Genomic DNA, 19826 nt, shown 5'->3' with positions numbered 1-19826 from the left:
TATATATATACACTGTAAAGCAGAATCGAGATTATCGGCAAACCAGGAGTGTTTATTATGTGAGCAGACTCGCAACACTGCCAGTCTGCCCAAAAAGGTCAGAGTTTATGATGCAGATAATCGCCGAGGCGGGAGAAAAGGCCGCCCTTTTCAACGCTTTCCAGCGTAACCAATGGCCAGTGCGCTACCACCTTGTCACGATCGTACAGCTGGATCTCCCCTACCCGCTGATGCGCGGCGATCGGCGCTTCCAGCTCTTTTTTATCCATCACGTATTTCGCCTTGATGTTTGGCACTTCCGATTTGGGTAATGCCAGCCAGAAGTCCTGATCCGTGCCCAGCGCGATCTGCTCTTTATCGCCGTACCAGATGCGCTCGGTTCCCACTTTTTTACCGTTATGCAGGATCTGCACCGTATCAAAATTTTGCTGTCCCCAGTGCAGCAGCTTGCGCGCCTGATCTTCACGTCCTTTCGGGCTGTCTGCCCCCATCACCACCGCAATCAGTCGACGCTGACCGTCCACCGCGGAGGCAATCAGGTTAAAGCCCGCGCCCGAGGTGTGACCCGTTTTCAGACCATCCACGTTCATGGTCTTATCCCACAGCAGGCCGTTGCGGTTCTGCTGGGTGATGCCGTTCCAGGTCAGGCTCTTTTCGCTGTACATGTGATAGAACTCAGGCTCGCCGTGAATGATGGCCCGGGAAAGCACGGCGAGATCGTAAGCGGAGCTGTGCTGACCCGGTGCATCCAGCCCGTGTACGGTTTCGAAGTGGGTATCGCGCAGGTTCAGCTTTTCAACGTAGTCATTCATCATCCTGACGAACTGCGGCTGACCGCCCGCCACGTGATCCGCCAGCGCCACGCAGGCGTCATTGCCGGAATCAACAATCAGGCCGCGGCTGAGATCGCGCACGGAAACCCGATCGCCCTCCTTCAGAAACATCAGCGACGAACCGTCAAAGACCGGATTGCCTTTTGCCCAGGCGTCACGTCCGACCGTCACAATGTCATCGGGGGTGATGCGGTGGCTATCAATGGCACGATCGACAACGTACCCCGTCATCAGTTTGGTCAGGCTCGCCGGATTACGCTGCTGATGTTCGTTGCCCGCCGTTAAGATTTGACCCGTGGTGTAATCCATCAATACCCAGGAGCCAGCCTGGATGGCAGGCGGCTGAGGTGAAAAATCCAGCGGCTCGGCAGCCAGCGCGGATGAAATACTCGAAGCGAGTAAAGAAACAGCAATAAACAGACGGCGTTTCAACGGTATATCCTCAGGTCAGTAAAAATCGATGACCTTTTTACGGGAGTTCTGATGTCGTTACCTGCCTTAATTGCAAAAAAATGTGACAGCACGCAGATTTTTTCGGAACAAATCTCGCAAATTTCTTGCCTGACGGTGCTTTTTATTCGGACTGCTCACCCCAATCGTTTACCATAGAGACGTCAATTTTTAACAGGATGAGATTACTGGTGTCTGACTCTGCCGCGCGCCCGACTTTTTTGTTCCACGATTACGAAACCTTTGGCACCCATCCGGCGCTGGACCGACCGGCGCAGTTTGCGGCTATCCGTACCGATGACGAATTTAACGTCATCGGCGAACCCGAGGTGTTTTACTGTAAGCCCGCCGATGACTATCTGCCGCAGCCGGGCGCGGTAATGGTGACGGGCATCACGCCTCAGGAAGCGCGGGATAAAGGCGTTAGCGAAGCAGAATTTGCCCGTCGCATCCACGACCTGTTCACGGTGCCCAATACCTGCGTGGTGGGTTACAACAACATCCGTTTTGACGATGAAGTGACGCGCAATATCTTCTATCGCAACTTCTACGATCCGTATGCCTGGAGCTGGCAGAACCGTAATTCACGCTGGGATTTGCTGGATATCATGCGCGCCTGCTATGCGCTGCGCCCGGAGGGGATTAACTGGCCGGAGAACGACGACGGCTTGCCGAGCTTCAGGCTCGAGCACCTGACGCGGGCCAACGGCATTGAGCACAGCAACGCCCACGACGCGATGGCAGACGTTTACGCGACCATCGCTATGGCGAAACTTGTAAAAACCGCGCAGCCGCGCCTGTTTGAGTATCTGTTGAGCCATCGCAGCAAGCAAAAGCTGATGACGCTAATTGACGTGCCGCAGATGAAACCGCTGGTGCATATTTCAGGGATGTTCGGTGCGTGGCGCGGGAATACAAGCTGGGTGGCGCCGCTTGCCTGGCATCCGGACAACCGTAACGCCGTCATCATGGTGGATCTCGCCGGAGATATCTCCCCGCTGCTTGAGCTCGACAGCGACACCTTACGTGAACGGCTCTATACGCCGAAAGAGGCGCTGGGTGACCTGCCAGCCGTACCGGTAAAACTGGTGCACATCAATAAGTGCCCGGTGCTGGCGCAGGCCAACACGCTGCGCCCGGAAGACGCCGACCGGCTGGGGATTAACCGTCAGCACTGCCTCGATAACCTGAAAGTGCTGCGCGACAACCCGCATGTGCGCGAGAAAGTCGTCGCCATTTTTGCCGAAGCAGAGCCGTTCGTGCCGTCTGAGAATGTGGATGCGCAGCTTTATAACGGCTTCTTCAGCGACGCCGATCGCGCGGCGATGAATATCGTGCTGCAAACCGACCCGCGTAACCTGCCCGCGCTGGATATCACCTTCGCAGATAAGCGCATTGAGAAGCTGATGTTTAATTATCGCGCGCGCAACTATCCCGGCACGCTGGATGAAGCAGAGCAGGAACGCTGGTTACAGCATCGGCGCAACGTGTTTACGCCGGAGTTTCTTAATAGCTACGCCCAGGAGCTGGAGATGCTTTACGGTCAGTATGAAGGGAATGCTGAGAAGCAGGCGCTGCTGAAAGCGCTGTTCCAGTATGCGCAAGAAATTGTCTGAGTAGCGGGTACAAAAAAGCCGGAGGCGATGTCTCCGGCTTTTTTTTGCCGGGTGGCGCTAACGCTTACCCGGCCTACGAAACTGTAGGTCGGGTTGAGCATAGCCGTCACCCGACACAGTCTTACGCGACGTCTTCGTACTGAGGAACCGGGTTGCGGAAGCTTCTGGTCACGCAAGCCAGGTAAATCAGACCGATTGCACCCCAGATCAGACCCAGAACCATTGAGCTCTCTTCCAGGTTGATCCACAGGGCGCCCACCGTCAGGGCACCACACACTGGCAGCACCAGATAGTTGATGTGGTCCTTCAGCGTCTTGTTGCGCTTCTCACGGATCCAGAACTGCGAAATCACGGAGAGGTTAACGAAGGTGAACGCCACCAGCGCACCAAAGTTAATCAGCGCCGTGGCCGTTACCAGGTCGAATTTAATCGCCAGCAGGGCAATAGCGCCCACCAGCAGCACGTTCCACGCCGGGGTACGCCATTTAGGATGCACGTAACCGAAGAAGCGGGTTGGGAACACACCGTCACGGCCCATCACGTACATCAGACGAGAGACGCCCGCGTGCGCAGCCATACCGGAAGCCAGTACGGTGACGCTGGAGAAGATCAGCACGCCCCACTGGAAAGTTTTACCCGCCACGTACAGCATAATTTCAGGCTGTGATGCATCCGGATCTTTAAAGCGAGAGATATCCGGGAAGTACAGCTGTAAGAAGTAAGACGCACCGATGAAGATCAGGCCGCCAATCAGCGCGGTCAGGAAAATCGCTTTCGGGATCACGCGCTCAGCGTCTTTGGTCTCTTCAGACAGAGAAGAGATACCGTCGAAGCCCAGGAACGAGAAGCACAGGATAGTTGCACCGGTGATCATCGGCACAACGTGCGCGCCTTCAGACCAGAACGGACGGGTGCTGGTCAGCGTACCTGCGCCTTCACCGTGGGAAACGCCGTAGATGATCAGCCCAACGATAACCGCAACAATCCCCATCTGAAGGATCACAATCAGGGTGTTGAAGTTAGCCACGGTCTTGATGCTGCGCAGATTAGAGATGGTCATAAAGGCCACCAGCGCCACAACGAAGATCCACGACGGCACGGAAGGCACCAGCGCTTCGAAGTAAATTTTTGCCAGCAGAATGTTGATCATCGGCATGAACAGGTAGTCCAGCAGTGATGACCAGCCCACCATAAAGCCAACCGCCGGGCTAATGGACTTCTGAGCATAGGTGTACGCAGAGCCTGCGGACGGGAAACGGCGAACCAGTTTACCGTAGCTCAGCGCTGTAAAGAGGATGGCGACCAGCGCAAAGGCGTACGCCGTTGCAACGTGACCGTCAGTAAGGCCTGATACGATACCGAATGTATCGAACAGCGTCATCGGTTGCATATAGGCAAGGCCCATCATAACAACCGGAATCAACGTAAGCGTTTTACGTAATTCCACGCGAGAGGTGTTTGGAGTTGCGTTATGCGACATAGTTATTCTCCTTTACGGTGATAACCGCCACGTAAGCGAAAAATTGCCCCATTTCTTTCTTCCTCAGCGACAACAACTGTCGGATTTTAGTAAATATCTATCCGGTACGAAGCCCGGCCTCTTGGTTTTTAGTTTCGTTTCGTACATGCAAAAAAAAATAACCGACGCCTTTTATATCGTCGATTATTCATTTGTTTGCAGCGGCGGCATTTTGCCCTATTCCAGATACAAAAGGCAATACATTGAGAAACCTGCCCATAAATTAATTTTACTAACTGATTGATTTCCCATCATCTGCCTGAGCGTAAACTGTGGCGATAGCACTATTTGCTAAAATTTCGTCTCGCCACCAGGCGCTGGCAAACCCGGCGGTCTGTTCATTCCAGCCCACCCATACCGATTCGTTACTGCTTTGCGCTAAAACCTGTTTTTCTACCAGCGCTCCGCTGTCAATAAACCGCTGCGCTAAATAACGGGGAAGGTAACCGCACCCCAGGCCGCTTATTTGCAGCTCCAGCTTGGTTTTAAAATCAAAAACGGTGATGGCCTCCTGCTCATCCAGCAGCTGCGATGAAATGCCGCACTCGGGGCGAGAACTGTCTCCAACCACAATGGCGCGATAGTTTTTAATGACGCGTCGGGTAACAGGCTCCGGTTCATTCGCCAGCGGGTGATGAGGCGCAACGGCAAAAACCTGCTCCAGAACGCCGAGCCGCGCAAAACCAAATTCGCTCAACTGGGGAGGCTCATGCAGCGCCCCAACGATGATATCCGCCCTGCCCTGCGTCAGGGCCTCCCAGGAACCGCCCAGCACGCCATTGATAAAAACCAGCCGGGTGACGCTGTGGCGCTGATAGAACGCCTCAATAAGCGGGGTAAGCAGGGAGAAAGGGAAAGTATCATCAACCCCAATCACCAGCTCATTTTCCCAGCCCTGGTGAAGTTTGACGGCCTGTTTTTCCAGCTCGCGAACCGTATGCAGCACGTCACGCCCTTTTTCCAGCAGCATCTGCCCTGTACGGGTGAAACGCGCGCGATGCCCGGTGCGGTCAAGGATTTGGATATTCAGATCGCTCTCGAGCTTTTGCACGGTGTAGCTCAGAGCCGAAGGGGTTTTATAGAGCTTCGCCGAGGCGGCGGCAAAGCTCCCCTCTTTTTCCAGCGCATCCAGAATAACAAGAACATCCAGCAGCGGTTTCATCTTCGCCCCCTTGCGGTGTGCGATTGTCTCCGCCGGCGCAATTATTCCATGGGCATAACCAGCGGATCGGGATACTGATATTCAAATCCCAGTTCATGGCAAATACGATTGCCATCAATAATTTTGCCTTTGCGTTCCCCCTGCGCCTCGCTGAATACCGGCGGCGCCAGACCCAGCTGGCGCGCCATCAGCGGATAAAAGGTACTGCGCGGCGGATGCGAGGGCGCACATATATTATAGATGTGCCCCCCTTTCGGAGCCTGCAAAAGCAGTTCTATTGCGCCGATAACATCCTCAAGATGCACAAGATTAACCCCGTGCTGGCCATCCGGCGCGGATTTACCGGCAAAGAAGCGCCCCGGATGACGCCCCGGCCCCACCAGTCCGGCCAGGCGTAAGATATCCACCTGCGTGCCAGGCAGATTGTGCAGCCAGTCTTCCAGCTCTTTCAGTACCCGGCCGCTGGCGGTCACCGGACGGCGCTCGGTGTTTTCTTTCGCCGTACCATCGATATCGCCATAGACGGAGGTGGAGCTGGTGAAAATGATACGCGGGATATGGTGCGCCAGGGCGCTGTCGACGATCTCCTGCACCGCCTGCAAGTAAAAAGACTCACCCGGGCCGCTGCGCCGCGCCGGTAAGGTAATGACCAGCGCGTCCACATTCATCAGTTCATCCAGCTCGTCGGTATCGCAGATAAGCTCGGGTTCGAGACGCAGCTCGACACCATCAATGCCGCACATGCGTGCCGCTTCAACCCCATCTCGGGTGGTCTTACTCCCTGTCACCTGCCAGCCTTTCGCGGCTAATGACATCGCCAGTGGCATTCCTAACCATCCTAACCCGACAATCGCGACCTTTTTCATTACATTCTCCGCTTAACGATGCCTGTTATAAGGCTACGCCAGCCTGGTGGAACGCACAATTCATACCATCAATATGAAATGAATTAATGATCAAAAAAAGCCCTTGCTTTATGGCGTACAACTGGTTTAGGTTAAAAGACATCAAATGCATAAGCATTCAACGAGAATTTATATGACACGCGTTCCTTTTAAAAACCACCATCATCACCATCATCCTGACTAGTCTTTCAGGCGATGTGTGCTGGAAGACGTTTGGATCTTCCAGTGGTGCATGAACGCATGAAAAAGCCCCCGGAAGATCTTCTTCCGGGGGCTTTTTTTTTGGACCGCATTCAGACAGGTTAAAACAGGTTAACGAGGAACACAGAATGTTAGATAACTCACGTTTACGCATAGCTATTCAAAAATCAGGCCGTTTAAGCGACGATTCACGCGAACTGCTGGCCCGCTGCGGGATTAAAATCAACCTGCACACCCAGCGCCTGATCGCCCTGGCTGAAAATATGCCGATCGACATTCTGCGCGTACGTGATGACGATATCCCGGGCCTGGTGATGGATGGCGTCGTTGATCTCGGCATCATCGGCGAAAACGTACTGGAAGAAGAGTTATTAACCCGCCGCGCGCAGGGCGAAGATCCGCGCTACTTTACCCTGCGTCGTCTGGACTTTGGCGGCTGCCGCCTGTCGCTGGCTACGCCGGTCGATGAAGCCTGGGACGGCCCGGCCGCGCTGAACGGCAAACGTATCGCCACCTCTTACCCTCACCTGCTGAAGCGTTACCTCGATCAAAAAGGCGTGCAGTTTAAATCCTGTCTGCTGAACGGCTCCGTTGAAGTGGCGCCACGTGCGGGCCTGGCCGATGCCATCTGTGACCTCGTCTCCACCGGCGCCACGCTCGAAGCGAACGGCCTGCGCGAAGTGGAGGTGATCTACCGCTCCAAAGCCTGCCTGATTCAGCGCGACGGCGAGATGGCCGACGCCAAACAGCAGCTCATCGACAAGCTGCTGACCCGCATTCAGGGCGTGATTCAGGCGCGTGAATCCAAATACATCATGATGCATGCGCCGACCGAGCGCCTGGACGAAGTGATTGCCCTGCTGCCGGGCGCTGAGCGCCCAACCATTCTGCCGCTGGCGGGCGACCAGCAGCGCGTGGCGATGCACATGGTCAGCAGCGAAACCCTGTTCTGGGAAACCATGGAAAAACTGAAGGCGCTGGGCGCAAGCTCCATTCTGGTGCTGCCAATTGAGAAGATGATGGAGTAACGACCATGAGCTTTAACACAATCATCGACTGGAATACCTGTAGCGACGCGCAACAGCGCGAGCTGCTGATGCGCCCGGCAATTTCCGCCTCGGAGAGCATCACCCGCACTGTGGCGGAGATCCTCGATAACGTCAAAGCCCGCGGGGACGACGCGCTGCGCGAGTACAGCGCGAAGTTTGATAAAACTGAGGTCGACGCGTTACAGGTTACCGAGCAGGAAATCATTGATGCCAGCAATCGTCTGGGTGATGACATCAAACAGGCGATGGCCGTCGCGGTGAAAAATATTGATACCTTCCACACCGCGCAGAAATTGCAGGCGGTGGATGTGGAAACCCTGCCCGGCGTACGCTGCCAGCAGGTGACACGCCCGGTGGCGTCCGTCGGCCTCTATATTCCTGGCGGCTCTGCCCCGCTGTTTTCGACCGTCCTGATGCTGGCCACCCCGGCACGTATTGCCGGTTGTCAGAAGGTGGTGCTCTGCTCTCCGCCACCGATCGCCGACGAGATCCTGTACGCGGCGAAGCTGTGCGGCGTGCAGGCGATCTATAAAGTGGGCGGTGCGCAGGCGATTTCCGCCCTGGCGTTCGGGACGGGATCCATTCCGAAGGTCGACAAAATCTTTGGCCCGGGCAATGCCTACGTGACCGAGGCGAAACGCCAGGTCAGCCAGCGTCTGGACGGCGCGGCGATTGATATGCCTGCCGGTCCGTCTGAGGTGCTGGTGATTGCCGACAGCGGCGCTACACCGGATTTCGTGGCCTCTGACCTGCTCTCGCAGGCCGAGCACGGCCCTGACTCGCAGGTGATTTTACTGACGCCAGATGCCGACATGGCAAAACGCGTGGGCGACGCCGTTGAGCGTCAGCTGGCTGACCTGCCGCGGGCGGAAACGGCGCGTCAGGCGCTATCCGCCAGCCGCCTGATTGTGGCCCGCGATCTTGACCAGTGCATCGCCATCTCCAACCAGTACGGTCCTGAGCACCTGATTATTCAGACCCGCAACGCGCGCGAACTGGTCGACAGCATAACCAGCGCAGGCTCAGTGTTTCTCGGCGACTGGTCACCGGAATCCGCCGGGGATTACGCCTCCGGCACCAACCACGTGCTGCCGACGTATGGCTATACCTCAACCTGCTCCAGCCTGGGGCTGGCGGATTTCCAGAAGCGCATGACCGTGCAGGAACTCTCCCGCGAGGGATTTGCCTCGCTGGCGTCGACCATTGAAACCCTGGCCGCCGCCGAGCGCCTGACTGCCCACAAAAATGCCGTGACGCTGCGCGTTGCCGCCCTGAAGGAGCAAGCATGAACATCGAAGAATTAGCCCGCGAAAATGTCCGTCGCCTGACGCCCTATCAGTCTGCGCGTCGTCTGGGCGGGAACGGCGACGTCTGGCTGAATGCCAATGAATATCCCACGGCGGTGGCCTTTGAGCTTTCGCAGCAGACGCTGAACCGCTACCCGGAGTGTCAGCCGAAAGCGGTGATCGAGAACTATGCGCAGTATGCAGGCGTGAAGCCTGAGCAGGTGCTGGTCAGCCGTGGGGCTGATGAAGGGATTGAGCTGCTGATCCGCGCCTTCTGTGAGCCGGGTAAAGACGCGGTGATGTACTGCCAGCCCACCTACGGGATGTACAGCGTGAGCGCCGAAACCTTTGGCGTGGCCTGCCGCAACGTGCAGGCGCTCGACAACTGGCAGCTGGATTTGCAGGGCATCGCCGATAACCTCGACGGCGTGAAGGTGGTGTTTGTCTGTAGCCCGAACAACCCCACCGGGCAGATTATTCATCCGCAGGATATCCGCACCCTGCTGGAGATGACGCGCGGCAAGGCGCTGGTCGTCGCTGATGAAGCCTATATTGAGTTCTGCCCGCAGGCGACGCTGGCAGGCTGGCTTGAAGAGTATCCGCATCTCGTTGTGCTGCGTACCCTTTCCAAAGCCTTCGCCCTCGCCGGCCTTCGCTGTGGATTTACGCTGGCGAATAAAGCGGTTATCGACCTGCTGCTGAAAGTGATTGCCCCGTATCCGCTCTCAACGCCGGTTGCCGATATTGCGGCACAGGCGCTGGCCCCGCAGGGCATCAGCGCGATGCGCGAGCGTGTGGCGCAGATCCTGGAAGAGCGTCAGTATCTTGTCGATGCCCTGAAAACGATTCCGTGCGTGGAGCAGGTGTTCGACTCGGAAACCAACTACATCCTGGTGCGCTTCACCGCCTCAAGCGCGATATTTAAATCGTTGTGGGATCAGGGCATTATCTTACGAGACCAGAATAAACAACCTACCCTGAGCGGCTGCCTGCGTATTACCGTCGGCACCCGTGCAGAGAGCCAGCGCGTGATTGACGCCCTGAAAGCGGAGAAAGTATGAGTCAGAAGTATCTCTTTATCGATCGTGACGGCACCATCATCTCGGAGCCACCCAGCGATTTTCAGGTCGATCGTTTCGACAAGCTGGCCTTTGAACCCGATGTGATCCCGGTGCTGCTGAAGCTTCAGAAAGCAGGCTATAAGCTGGTGATGATCACCAACCAGGACGGTCTGGGCACCGACAGCTTCCCGCAGGTAGACTTTGACGGCCCGCACAACCTGATGATGCAGGTGCTGACCTCGCAGGGCATCGCCTTCGACGAAGTGCTGATCTGCCCGCATATGCCTGCCGACGAGTGCGACTGCCGCAAGCCAAAAGTGAAGCTTGTTGAACGTTATCTGGCGGAAGAGGCGCTGGATAAAGCCAACAGCTATGTGATCGGCGATCGCGTCACGGATATCACGCTGGCGGACAACATGGGCATTGCGGGCCTGCGCTATAACCGCGACACGCTAAACTGGGCAATGATTGGCGAGCAGCTCACCAGACGCGACCGCTATTCCCACGTTGAACGCAACACCAAAGAGACGCAGATCGACGTGAAGGTCTGGCTGGACCGCGAAGGCGGCAGCAAGATCCACACCGGCGTCGGTTTCTTTGACCACATGCTGGATCAAATCGCCACTCACGGCGGCTTCCGTATGGAGATCACCGTTAAGGGCGACCTGTATATCGACGATCACCACACCGTGGAAGATACCGGCCTGGCGCTGGGCGAAGCCCTGAAGCTGGCGCTCGGCGACAAGCGCGGCATCAACCGCTTCGGCTTTGTTCTGCCGATGGACGAGTGCCTGGCGCGCTGCGCGATGGATATCTCCGGGCGTCCGCACCTGGAATACAAAGCCGACTTTACCTACCAGCGCGTGGGCGATCTCAGCACCGAGATGGTGGAACACTTCTTCCGCTCGCTTTCTTACACTATGGGTCTGACGCTGCACCTGAAAACCAAAGGCAAAAACGATCACCACCGCGTCGAGAGCCTGTTCAAAGCCTTTGGCCGTACCCTGCGCCAGGCGCTCCGCGTAGAAGGTGACGCCCTGCCCTCGTCGAAAGGAGTGCTGTAATGAACGTGGTGATTCTGGACACCGGATGCGCCAATCTGAACTCTGTACAGTCGGCGATTATGCGCCACGGCTACGAGCCGGTGGTGAGCCGCGACCCTGACGTGGTGCTGCGTGCGGATAAACTCTTTCTGCCGGGCGTAGGCACCGCCCAGGCGGCGATGGATCAGATCCATGAGCGCGAGCTGGTGGATCTCATCAAAGCCTGTACTCAACCGGTGCTGGGCATTTGCCTCGGCATGCAGCTGCTTGGCCGCCGCAGCGAAGAGAGCAACGGCGTTGATCTGCTGGGCATTATTGAAGAAGACGTGCCGAAAATGACCGACCACGGCCTGCCGCTGCCGCACATGGGCTGGAACCGCGTTTATCCGAAGGCGGGCAACAGGCTGTTCCAGGGTATTGAAGACGGCGCGTACTTCTATTTCGTCCACAGCTACGCCATGCCCGTGAATGCCTACACCATCGCCCAGTGCAATTACGGCGAGGCGTTCACCGCCGCCGTGCAGAAAGATAACTTTTACGGCGTGCAGTTTCACCCGGAACGCTCCGGCGCCGCCGGTGCGCAACTGCTGAAAAATTTCCTGGAGATGTGATGATAATTCCCGCTTTAGATTTAATTGACGGCACGGTTGTTCGTCTCCACCAGGGCGATTACGGGCAGCAGCGCGACTACGGCAACGATCCACTGCCGCGGTTACAGGCTTACGCCGCGGAGGGCGCTGAGGTATTGCATCTGGTCGATCTGACCGGCGCGAAAGATCCGGCCAAACGCCAGATCCCGCTGCTTAAAACACTGGTGGCTGGCGTGGACGTCCCGGTGCAGGTGGGCGGCGGCGTGCGTACGGAAGCCGATGTTGCCGCCTTACTGGACGCGGGCGTGGCGCGCGTGGTAGTCGGTTCGACCGCTGTGAAAGATCCTGAGAGTGTCAAGGGCTGGTTCCGCCGCTTCGGTGCGGATGCGCTGGTGCTGGCGCTGGATGTGCGCATTGACGCGCAGGGTAACAAGCAGGTCGCGGTCAGCGGCTGGCAGGAAAACTCCGGCGTAACGCTGGAAGAGCTGGTCGGGATGTATCTCCCCGTAGGGCTGAAGCACGTCCTGTGCACGGATATTTCACGCGATGGCACGCTCGCAGGCTCTAACGTCTCGCTGTATGAAGAGGTTTGCGCGCGTTATCCGCAGGTGGCGTTTCAGTCCTCTGGCGGTATCGGCGACCTGGCGGATATCGCCGCTCTGCGCGGAACCGGTGTACGTGGCGTGATCGTGGGTCGCGCGCTGCTTGAAGGCAAATTTACGGTGAAGGAGGCGATTCAATGCTGGCAAAACGGATAATTCCCTGCCTGGACGTGCGTGATGGTCAGGTTGTAAAAGGCGTGCAGTTCCGCAACCACGAGATCATTGGCGACATCGTTCCACTGGCAAAACGCTATGCCGAAGAAGGCGCAGACGAACTGGTATTTTACGATATCACCGCCTCCAGCGATGGCCGCGTGGTGGACAAAAGCTGGGTGGCGCGCGTGGCAGAGGTGATTGATATTCCCTTCTGCGTGGCGGGCGGGATTAAATCTGCTGACGATGCGGCGAAAATTCTCTCTTTCGGTGCGGACAAAATTTCGATTAACTCCCCTGCGCTTGCAGATCCGGAGCTGATTACGCGTCTGGCGGACCGCTTTGGCGTGCAGTGCATTGTCGTGGGGATCGACACCTGGTTTGATACCGCGACGGGAAAATATCACGTTAACCAGTACACCGGCGATGAAAGCCGCACGCGCGTCACCCAATGGGAGACGCTGGACTGGGTGCAGGAAGTACAAAAACGCGGTGCAGGTGAAATCGTGCTGAACATGATGAACCAGGACGGCGTACGCAACGGTTACGACCTCGAGCAGCTGAAAAAAGTGCGCGCGGTGTGCCAGGTTCCGCTGATTGCCTCCGGCGGCGCGGGCACCATGGAACACTTCCTGGAAGCCTTCCGCGATGCGAACGTAGACGGCGCGCTGGCCGCTTCCGTGTTCCACAAACAGATTATCAATATTGGTGAGTTAAAAACGTACCTGGCCGACCAGGGCGTGGAGATCAGGGTATGTTAACAGAGCAACAACAGGCGCAGCTGGACTGGGAAAAAACTGACGGATTACTGCCGGTGGTTGTACAGCATGCCGTTTCAGGCGAAGTGCTGATGCTGGGATACATGAACCAGGAGGCACTGACAAAAACGATCGACAGCGGCAAGGTGACGTTTTTCTCGCGCACCAAACAGCGCCTGTGGACGAAAGGGGAAACCTCGGGTCACTTCCTGAATGTGGTCAGCATTACGCCAGACTGCGACAACGACACCCTGCTGGTGCTGGTCAACCCGATTGGGCCGACCTGCCACAAAGGCACCAGCAGCTGCTTTGGCGAGGCGAGCCACCAGTGGCTGTTCCTCTATCAGCTGGAACAGCTGCTGGCAGAGCGTAAATCAGCGGATCCCGAGAGCTCGTACACAGCGAAGCTGTACGCCAGCGGCACCAAGCGTATTGCGCAGAAAGTGGGTGAGGAAGGCGTTGAAACGGCGCTGGCGGCCACCGTGCATGACCGTGAGGAGCTGACGAACGAAGCGTCGGATTTAATGTATCACCTGCTGGTGCTGCTTCAGGATCAGGAGCTGGATTTAACGACGGTGATTGAGAATTTGCGGAAACGACATAAATAAAAAAAGACCGGGGAAACCCGGTCTTTTTTTGTGTGTAAATCAGGCTCGTGGTTTGTAGTTTCTCAGCGCGTTACGGCCGAGGACGACAGCAGAACCAATGATCCCGCCGAGGAGAACGGCAAGGATGAGAGTGATGGCCTTTTTAGGGCTGTCACGATAAATAGGCAAATTCGGTTTCATGACGTAACGATACACGTGTAACGTGTCTGGGTTAACGTTGAGGTTTTCGATATCCAGTAAATTCTTTTTGGTCTGATAGTAAGAGCCTGGGAAGACCAGCGGACGGGACGCCTCATTATCAACCATTGATTTGAGCGCTACGGTGCCTAGCAGGAACATGGTTTCCTGCGTAACGTCCTGCGTTTGCTGGAGCTGCGGTGTGCTAATTTTCGCCGCTTCCGCGTTCTTAAGCGCCTCAGAAATTTGCTTGATACGCAGATCTTTTTGTTCCTGAGCCACTTTCTCCTGGTTCAGAAGAGAGTCGTTCAGGGTAGTGATCTGTTGCTTGAGGTTGTCTCTGAGGTCAAGCGTAAGTTCTTTGGCCGTCTGTTCGTCGACCTGCTGGATGTACTGCGCCAACTGCTTTTGTGCTGCTTCAGCCGAATCGCTCTGATAACTGACCGTTAAAGGTACACTCTGTCCCTTTACAGTAGGCTCAATGGTCAATTTCTCGGGAAATTCCTGGTTCTCCAGCGCTTGCGCTAATGCTGAAAAAGAAGAATTAAAACGACCAATAGCACGATTTTGTATATCTAATGTTGAAGGTGCTCCCCCACCATAGAGGATATTCAACGCATTGGAATAGGTAGCGATTTGTGCCGCATCTGGCTGGGCTATGATAGCGGATGACGTCCATTTCTCTTTAGCAATAGTGATGTAGACAACGGCGAGAACGATAAAAGCAGCAACAAATGCCCCTATTACCCACTTACCACGCCACAGCTGTAGCACTAAATCCAGTAAATCAATTTGCTCCGGGTCATTGTTGCGTGTGACCAGGTTATTGTTGTTTTGCGTCATACAATCCCTAACAGATGAAAAAGGGCAAAAATAATCTTGTTTCCTTAGTGTATCCGTTGCTGGCGATTTTTCTATAAGAATCCGATGAGTTATATCGGAAAGATGGGTTATGTATGTCGATTCCAACGCGTTATCATAGATGAACTTTGATGCCCAGTGGCTTCAACAAGAACACAGACTAAATGAGGAAACTATGAAATTTCTGGTAACTGGCGCGGCGGGCTTTATCGGTTCTCATGTCAGCAAGCGCCTGCTTGATGCAGGGCATGAAGTTGTTGGGCTTGATAATCTGAATGATTACTATGACCCTAACCTCAAACTCGCTCGCCTTGAACTGCTCAAATCCGAGAGTTTCACCTTCCACAAGCTGGACTTAGCGGACCGCGAGGGCATGGCTGCGCTCTTCGCCAATGAGAAATTTGACCGCGTAATCCATCTTGCCGCACAGGCGGGTGTGCGTTACTCGCTGGAAAACCCGCATGCCTACGCTGATGCAAACCTGGTAGGTCACCTGAACGTGCTGGAAGGCTGTCGCCACAACAAGGTTCAGCATCTCCTGTATGCGTCATCCAGCTCTGTGTACGGCCTCAACCGTAAAATGCCGTTTTCTACTGACGACTCCGTAGACCATCCGGTTTCACTGTATGCGGCAACCAAAAAAGCCAATGAGTTGATGTCGCATACCTATTCGCATCTGTACAATCTGCCGACCACTGGCCTGCGCTTCTTTACCGTCTATGGCCCATGGGGGCGCCCGGACATGGCGCTGTTTAAATTTACCAAAGCCATGATTGAAGGCAACAGCATCGACGTATACAACTACGGCAAGATGAAGCGCGACTTCACCTATATCGATGATATTGCGGAGGCGATTATTCGCCTACAGGACGTCATTCCTCAGGCAGATGCCGACTGGACGGTCGAAACCGGTTCGCCAGCAACCAGTTCTGCCCCGTATCGCGTGTATAACATCGGTAACAGTTCACCTGTCGAACTGATGGATTACATCACCGCGCTTGAAGAGGCGCTGGGCAAAGAAGCGGTGAAAAATATGATGCCGATCCAGCCGGGGGACGTGCTGGAGACCAGTGCGGACACCAAAGCGCTGTATGACGTTATTGGGTTTAAACCACAAACCTCAGTCAAAGAAGGCGTGAAAAACTTCGTCGACTGGTACCGCAACTTCTATAACGTTTAAAAACAAAAAACCCGGCAGATTGCCGGGTTTTTTTATATCACGATTTTAATCAGTCGCTGCCGAACAAATCGCGGGTATAGACTTTATCTTTCACGTCCGCCAGCTCTTCCGCCATACGGTTGGAGATAATTACATCCGCTTCTTTCTTGAATGCATCCAGATCGCGAATGACGCGAGAGTGGAAGAACTCGTCTTCCTGCATGGCCGGTTCATAAATAATGACCTGCACGCCCTTCGCCTTAATACGCTTCATGATCCCCTGAATGGAAGAAGCGCGGAAGTTATCGGAACCGCTCTTCATGATCAGGCGATACACGCCCACCACTTTCGGCTGACGCGCGAGAATGGAATCCGAAATGAAGTCTTTACGCGTGCGGTTGGCATCCACAATGGCGGAAATCAGGTTGTTCGGCACCGCCTGATAGTTTGCCAGCAGCTGCTTGGTATCTTTTGGCAGGCAGTAGCCACCGTAACCGAAGGACGGGTTGTTGTAATGGTTACCGATACGTGGATCAAGACACACGCCCTCAATGATCTGACGGGTGTTCAGACCTAAGCTCTCGGCATAGCTGTCAAGTTCGTTGAAGTAAGCCACACGCATTGCCAGATAGGTATTGGCGAAAAGCTTAATGGCCTCTGCCTCGGTGGAATCGGTGAACAGCACCGGAATATCTTTTTTGATTGCGCCTTCCTGAAGCAACGCAGCAAAACGCTCCGCACGCTCGGAACGCTCGCCAATCACGATACGGGATGGGTGCAGGTTATCGTATAACGCCCTGCCCTCGCGGAGAAATTCCGGCGAGAAGAAGACATTATCAATACCCAACTCTTCTTTAATCGATTTTGTGAAACCCACTGGAATTGTCGACTTGATGATCATCACTGCGTTCGGGTTGATTGCCGTAACGTCTTTAATCACCGCTTCAACGGTTGAGGTATTGAAGTAGTTGGTTTTGGGATCGTAGTCGGTTGGGGTGGCAATGATGACGAAATCTGCATCGCGGTAGGCATCTTCTTTGTCCGTAGTAGCGCGGAAGTTCAGCGGTTTGGTCGCGAGGTATTCTTCAATCTCTTTATCGACGATCGGGGACTTTTTCTGGTTAAGCATGTCCACTTTTGCCTGCACGATATCCAGCGCAACCACTTCATGGTTTTGTGCAATCAGAATACCGTTTGAGAGACCAACATAGCCTGTTCCGGAGATGGTTATTTTCATTCGTTTAACTTCTTCAAGTTTGAGTTTCTGGAGGCGTAAGCACACCACCGCAATAAACAACTGTTGAGGTTTTTACCTCTTAAGTTGAGGGACTGTCAAGGCGAATGCCTTGCTTCAGAAAGGGATAAACGTAGTGATTTATGCGGCAATGAAAGTGGTTGGCTGGAGAAAGTAAGTCAACATGGGACTGAAAGCGATAAAAAAAGCCCGGTGAGTCTCACCGGGCCATGCTATCAGACTGAGTTAAATCAGATTAATCCAGCCATTCGGTGTGGAACACACCTTCTTTATCCGTACGCTTATAGGTATGCGCACCGAAGTAGTCACGCTGTGCCTGAATCAGGTTCGCTGGCAGAACGGCAGCACGATAGCTGTCGTAATATGCCACCGCAGCGGAGAAGGTCGGAACCGGGATACCATTCTGCACCGCGTACGCAACAACATCACGCAGCGCCTGCTGATATTCGTCAGCAATTTGTTTGAAGTAAGGTGCCAGCAGAAGGTTTGCGATACCCGCGTTTTCAGCATAGGCATCGGTGATTTTTTGCAGGAACTGAGCGCGAATGATACAGCCGGCACGGAAGATCTTCGCAATCTCGCCGTAGTTCAGATCCCAGTTATTCTCGTCAGATGCCGCGCGCAGCTGAGAGAAGCCCTGCGCGTAAGAGACGATTTTACCCAGATACAGCGCGCGACGGACTTTCTCAACGAACTCAGCTTTGTCGCTGGCTGGTTTAGCCTGTGGACCAGACAGCACTTTAGATGCCGCGACGCGTTGCTCTTTCAGAGAAGAGATATAACGTGCAAATACAGATTCGGTGATCAGGGACAGCGGTTCACCCAGATCCAGAGAGCTCTGGCTGGTCCATTTACCGGTGCCTTTGTTAGCGGCTTCATCCAGAATCACATCAACCAGGTATTTACCCTCTTCATCTTTCTTGGTAAAGATATCTTTGGTGATGTCGATAAGGTAGCTGTTCAGCTCGCCTTTGTTCCACTCGGTGAAGGTCTCTGCGAGCTCCTCGTTGGAGAGGTTCAGACCGCCTTTCAGCAGAGAGTAGGCTTCAGCAATCAGCTGCATATCGCCGTATTCAATGCCGTTGTGAACCATTTTCACGTAATGACCAGCGCCATCAGGACCGATATAGGTCACGCATGGCTCGCCGTCTTCAGCTACGGCTGCGATTTTAGTCAGAATAGGCGCAACCAGTTCGTACGCTTCTTTCTGACCGCCAGGCATGATGGATGGACCTTTCAGAGCGCCCTCTTCACCGCCGGATACGCCAGTACCAATGAAGTTGAAGCCTTCAGCAGACAGTTCACGGTTACGACGAATGGTGTCGTGGAAGAAGGTGTTGCCGCCATCGATAATGATGTCGCCTTTATCCAGATACGGTTTCAGTGAATCGATAGCGGCATCGGTCCCTGCGCCCGCTTTCACCATTAACAGGATACGACGAGGTGTTTCCAGAGACTCAACGAACTCTTTAACCGTATAGAAAGGAACCAGTTTCTTGCCTGGATTCTCAGCGATGACTTCTTCGGTCTTATCACGGGAGCGGTTGAAAACGGAGACGGTATAACCACGGCTTTCGATGTTGAGCGCCAGGTTGCGCCCCATCACTGCCATACCGACAACGCCGATCTGTTGCTTGGACATTACATACTCCTGTCAGGTGTGGTCGCCGCGACTTATGCGCGGCTTGAATGTTTCTTTCATGTTAACTCAACTTAATGTTGAGTTGATAGTTGAATATGTGCGGTCTAGAAGTTTCGAATAAAAGTGTTAACGATTTTTGTTTAAATTAAACATTTTAGTTTATAGATATCCATCTGGATTTTTTTTCTGCCAATTCCATGAATCTCTAAGCATTTCTGCAAGAGAATGATGTGCTGTCCATTCAAGAACTTCATTTGCCAAATTCGGTGAAGACCAACACTCTGCAACATCCCCAGGTCTTCTTGCAACAAATTCAAAAGGAATCTCTAGATTTGTTACTTGCTCAAAACATGAAATAAGTTCAAGGACTGAATATGGTTTACCTGTGCCAAGATTGAATACATGATAACCAGCCAAGGAGGGGATTTTATTCACGGCAGCTGTATGTCCAGTTGCTAGATCCTGAACATGGATAAAATCTCTAACTCCAGTGCCATCTTTTGTTGGATAATCATTACCAAATATAGATAATTTTTCTAATTTCCCAATCGCAACACGAGTAAGATATGGAACGAGATTATTAGGTACTCCAGTTGGATCTTCCCCAATCAACCCAGATGGATGAGCACCAACGGGATTAAAATAACGCAGCGATATAATATTCCATGCTTTATCAGCAACAGTAATATCTTTTAGGATTTTTTCTAAAAATAGTTTCGAACTACCGTACGGGTTGGTCGTACCACCTGTGCAGCAGTCTTCACTAAGAGGGATCCTTTCAGGATAACCATAAACGGTAGCAGAAGAACTAAATATTAATTTTTTAACATTCTTAGCCTGCATTGTCGACAATAAATTAAGTGTACCAGTTAAATTATTATCGTAGTATTTTAATG

General features: G+C 54.1%; 20 protein-coding genes and 1 other annotated feature. Of the genes, 11 read left to right on the top strand and 9 right to left on the bottom strand.

Translation table 11 applies throughout. The features are described from left to right. Positions 1-98: 98 nt before the first annotated feature. The gene (dacD, locus tag INF61_RS20820; RefSeq protein WP_157843588.1) at positions 99-1271 is read right to left on the bottom strand and encodes a serine-type D-Ala-D-Ala carboxypeptidase DacD; all 1173 of its coding nucleotides are present in this window, start codon (positions 1269-1271) and stop codon (positions 99-101) included. Positions 1272-1462: 191 nt separating this feature from the next. Between dacD and sbcB the strand changes: the two genes are divergently transcribed. Continuing rightward, positions 1463-2899, top strand: a complete 1437-nt coding sequence (gene sbcB, locus INF61_RS20815) for an exodeoxyribonuclease I (protein ID WP_369700083.1) — start codon at positions 1463-1465, stop codon at positions 2897-2899. 121 nt (positions 2900-3020) lie between these two features. Here the strand turns inward: sbcB and INF61_RS20810 are convergent, their stop codons facing one another. From INF61_RS20810 to INF61_RS20795, 4 genes are all read right to left on the bottom strand, one after another. Continuing rightward, complete coding sequence (locus INF61_RS20810) at positions 3021-4379, bottom strand: APC family permease (RefSeq protein ID WP_006811203.1); 1359 nt, start codon at positions 4377-4379, stop codon at positions 3021-3023. Continuing rightward, positions 4369-4431: a membrane protein YoeI gene (yoeI, locus tag INF61_RS20805; protein ID WP_099458931.1), complete on the bottom strand. Its 63-nt coding sequence runs from the start codon at positions 4429-4431 to the stop codon at positions 4369-4371. The genes INF61_RS20810 and yoeI overlap by 11 nt, the downstream gene beginning before the upstream one ends. A 219-nt stretch (positions 4432-4650) precedes the next feature. Next, complete coding sequence (locus INF61_RS20800; RefSeq protein ID WP_193548092.1) at positions 4651-5580, bottom strand: LysR substrate-binding domain-containing protein; 930 nt, start codon at positions 5578-5580, stop codon at positions 4651-4653. 41 nt (positions 5581-5621) lie between these two features. Next, entirely contained in the window at positions 5622-6446 is an 825-nt protein-coding gene (locus tag INF61_RS20795) for an SDR family oxidoreductase (RefSeq protein WP_017383300.1), read from the bottom strand. 172 nt (positions 6447-6618) lie between these two features. On the opposite strand from INF61_RS20795, the gene hisL reads away from it, so the two are divergent. The 9 genes from hisL to hisIE all read left to right on the top strand — a co-directional run bounded on the left by hisL (position 6619) and on the right by hisIE (position 13836). Further along, positions 6619-6669 carry a his operon leader peptide gene (gene hisL / locus INF61_RS20790; protein WP_099516347.1) on the top strand — a complete coding sequence of 17 codons (51 nt, stop codon included), beginning with the start codon at positions 6619-6621 and terminating at the stop codon, positions 6667-6669. Further along, positions 6645-6768 (top strand) — a sequence feature (His leader region). (Overlaps the previous gene by 25 nt.) A 46-nt stretch (positions 6769-6814) precedes the next feature. After that, on the top strand, positions 6815-7714 hold the full coding sequence (gene hisG, locus INF61_RS20785) for an ATP phosphoribosyltransferase (protein ID WP_000886595.1): 900 nt from the start codon (positions 6815-6817) through the stop codon (positions 7712-7714). Between the two features lie 5 nt (positions 7715-7719). Then, positions 7720-9024, top strand: coding sequence for a histidinol dehydrogenase (gene hisD, locus INF61_RS20780; protein ID WP_017693108.1), 1305 nt, complete (start codon positions 7720-7722; stop codon positions 9022-9024). Continuing rightward, entirely contained in the window at positions 9021-10082 is a 1062-nt protein-coding gene (hisC, locus tag INF61_RS20775) for a histidinol-phosphate transaminase (protein WP_017693107.1), read from the top strand. Before hisD ends, hisC begins: the two co-directional genes overlap by 4 nt. After that, positions 10079-11146 (top strand): bifunctional histidinol-phosphatase/imidazoleglycerol-phosphate dehydratase HisB, encoded by a 1068-nt coding sequence (gene hisB / locus INF61_RS20770; protein ID WP_193548091.1) that lies wholly within the window; start codon positions 10079-10081, stop codon positions 11144-11146. The genes hisC and hisB overlap by 4 nt, the downstream gene beginning before the upstream one ends. After that, positions 11146-11736 carry an imidazole glycerol phosphate synthase subunit HisH gene (gene hisH / locus INF61_RS20765; RefSeq protein ID WP_015572396.1) on the top strand — a complete coding sequence of 197 codons (591 nt, stop codon included), beginning with the start codon at positions 11146-11148 and terminating at the stop codon, positions 11734-11736. The genes hisB and hisH overlap by 1 nt, the downstream gene beginning before the upstream one ends. Next, the gene (gene hisA / locus INF61_RS20760; protein WP_015572395.1) at positions 11736-12473 is read left to right on the top strand and encodes a 1-(5-phosphoribosyl)-5-[(5-phosphoribosylamino)methylideneamino]imidazole-4-carboxamide isomerase; all 738 of its coding nucleotides are present in this window, start codon (positions 11736-11738) and stop codon (positions 12471-12473) included. Before hisH ends, hisA begins: the two co-directional genes overlap by 1 nt. Then, positions 12455-13231, top strand: a complete 777-nt coding sequence (hisF, locus tag INF61_RS20755) for an imidazole glycerol phosphate synthase subunit HisF (protein ID WP_003859481.1) — start codon at positions 12455-12457, stop codon at positions 13229-13231. The genes hisA and hisF overlap by 19 nt, the downstream gene beginning before the upstream one ends. Next, positions 13225-13836: a bifunctional phosphoribosyl-AMP cyclohydrolase/phosphoribosyl-ATP diphosphatase HisIE gene (gene hisIE / locus INF61_RS20750; RefSeq protein ID WP_045348858.1), complete on the top strand. Its 612-nt coding sequence runs from the start codon at positions 13225-13227 to the stop codon at positions 13834-13836. Before hisF ends, hisIE begins: the two co-directional genes overlap by 7 nt. Positions 13837-13875: 39 nt before the next feature. Here the strand turns inward: hisIE and wzzB are convergent, their stop codons facing one another. Next, positions 13876-14856 (bottom strand): LPS O-antigen chain length determinant protein WzzB, encoded by a 981-nt coding sequence (gene wzzB, locus INF61_RS20745; RefSeq protein ID WP_193548090.1) that lies wholly within the window; start codon positions 14854-14856, stop codon positions 13876-13878. Positions 14857-15049: 193 nt separating this feature from the next. Between wzzB and INF61_RS20740 the strand changes: the two genes are divergently transcribed. Next, a complete protein-coding gene (locus INF61_RS20740) occupies positions 15050-16054 on the top strand; it encodes an NAD-dependent epimerase (protein ID WP_032619359.1) in 1005 nt (334 codons plus the stop codon). Between the two features lie 49 nt (positions 16055-16103). Here the strand turns inward: INF61_RS20740 and ugd are convergent, their stop codons facing one another. The 3 genes from ugd to galE all read right to left on the bottom strand — a co-directional run. Then, positions 16104-17270, bottom strand: a complete 1167-nt coding sequence (gene ugd, locus INF61_RS20735) for a UDP-glucose 6-dehydrogenase (RefSeq protein WP_003859477.1) — start codon at positions 17268-17270, stop codon at positions 16104-16106. A 253-nt stretch (positions 17271-17523) separates the two neighbouring features. Continuing rightward, entirely contained in the window at positions 17524-18930 is a 1407-nt protein-coding gene (gene gndA / locus INF61_RS20730) for an NADP-dependent phosphogluconate dehydrogenase (protein WP_193548089.1), read from the bottom strand. A 159-nt stretch (positions 18931-19089) separates the two neighbouring features. After that, positions 19090-19826: UDP-glucose 4-epimerase GalE (gene galE, locus INF61_RS20725; protein WP_193548088.1), on the bottom strand; the 737-nt coding region annotated here is incomplete at its 5' end.

The organism is Enterobacter cloacae complex sp. P18RS, assembly GCF_014982105.1.
Classification (GTDB): Bacteria; Pseudomonadota; Gammaproteobacteria; order Enterobacterales; family Enterobacteriaceae; genus Enterobacter; species Enterobacter hormaechei_C.
This window is presented reverse-complemented; position numbering and strand designations above follow the sequence as displayed.

What these genes read in the sequence shown, in the direction of transcription:
- hisF (WP_003859481.1), top strand. Translation starts at nt 12,455, where the DNA reads ATGCTGGCAAAACGGATAATTCCCTGCCTGGACGTGCGTGATGGTCAG.
- hisB (WP_193548091.1), top strand. Translation starts at nt 10,079, where the DNA reads ATGAGTCAGAAGTATCTCTTTATCGATCGTGACGGCACCATCATCTCG.
- INF61_RS20810 (WP_006811203.1), bottom strand. Translation starts at nt 4,379, where the DNA reads ATGTCGCATAACGCAACTCCAAACACCTCTCGCGTGGAATTACGTAAA.
- INF61_RS20795 (WP_017383300.1), bottom strand. Translation starts at nt 6,446, where the DNA reads ATGAAAAAGGTCGCGATTGTCGGGTTAGGATGGTTAGGAATGCCACTG.
- INF61_RS20800 (WP_193548092.1), bottom strand. Translation starts at nt 5,580, where the DNA reads ATGAAACCGCTGCTGGATGTTCTTGTTATTCTGGATGCGCTGGAAAAA.
- hisD (WP_017693108.1), top strand. Translation starts at nt 7,720, where the DNA reads ATGAGCTTTAACACAATCATCGACTGGAATACCTGTAGCGACGCGCAA.
- hisG (WP_000886595.1), top strand. Translation starts at nt 6,815, where the DNA reads ATGTTAGATAACTCACGTTTACGCATAGCTATTCAAAAATCAGGCCGT.
- sbcB (WP_369700083.1), top strand. Translation starts at nt 1,463, where the DNA reads ATGAGATTACTGGTGTCTGACTCTGCCGCGCGCCCGACTTTTTTGTTC.
- hisH (WP_015572396.1), top strand. Translation starts at nt 11,146, where the DNA reads ATGAACGTGGTGATTCTGGACACCGGATGCGCCAATCTGAACTCTGTA.
- gndA (WP_193548089.1), bottom strand. Translation starts at nt 18,930, where the DNA reads ATGTCCAAGCAACAGATCGGCGTTGTCGGTATGGCAGTGATGGGGCGC.
- INF61_RS20740 (WP_032619359.1), top strand. Translation starts at nt 15,050, where the DNA reads ATGAAATTTCTGGTAACTGGCGCGGCGGGCTTTATCGGTTCTCATGTC.
- hisA (WP_015572395.1), top strand. Translation starts at nt 11,736, where the DNA reads ATGATAATTCCCGCTTTAGATTTAATTGACGGCACGGTTGTTCGTCTC.
- hisIE (WP_045348858.1), top strand. Translation starts at nt 13,225, where the DNA reads ATGTTAACAGAGCAACAACAGGCGCAGCTGGACTGGGAAAAAACTGAC.
- wzzB (WP_193548090.1), bottom strand. Translation starts at nt 14,856, where the DNA reads ATGACGCAAAACAACAATAACCTGGTCACACGCAACAATGACCCGGAG.
- ugd (WP_003859477.1), bottom strand. Translation starts at nt 17,270, where the DNA reads ATGAAAATAACCATCTCCGGAACAGGCTATGTTGGTCTCTCAAACGGT.
- hisC (WP_017693107.1), top strand. Translation starts at nt 9,021, where the DNA reads ATGAACATCGAAGAATTAGCCCGCGAAAATGTCCGTCGCCTGACGCCC.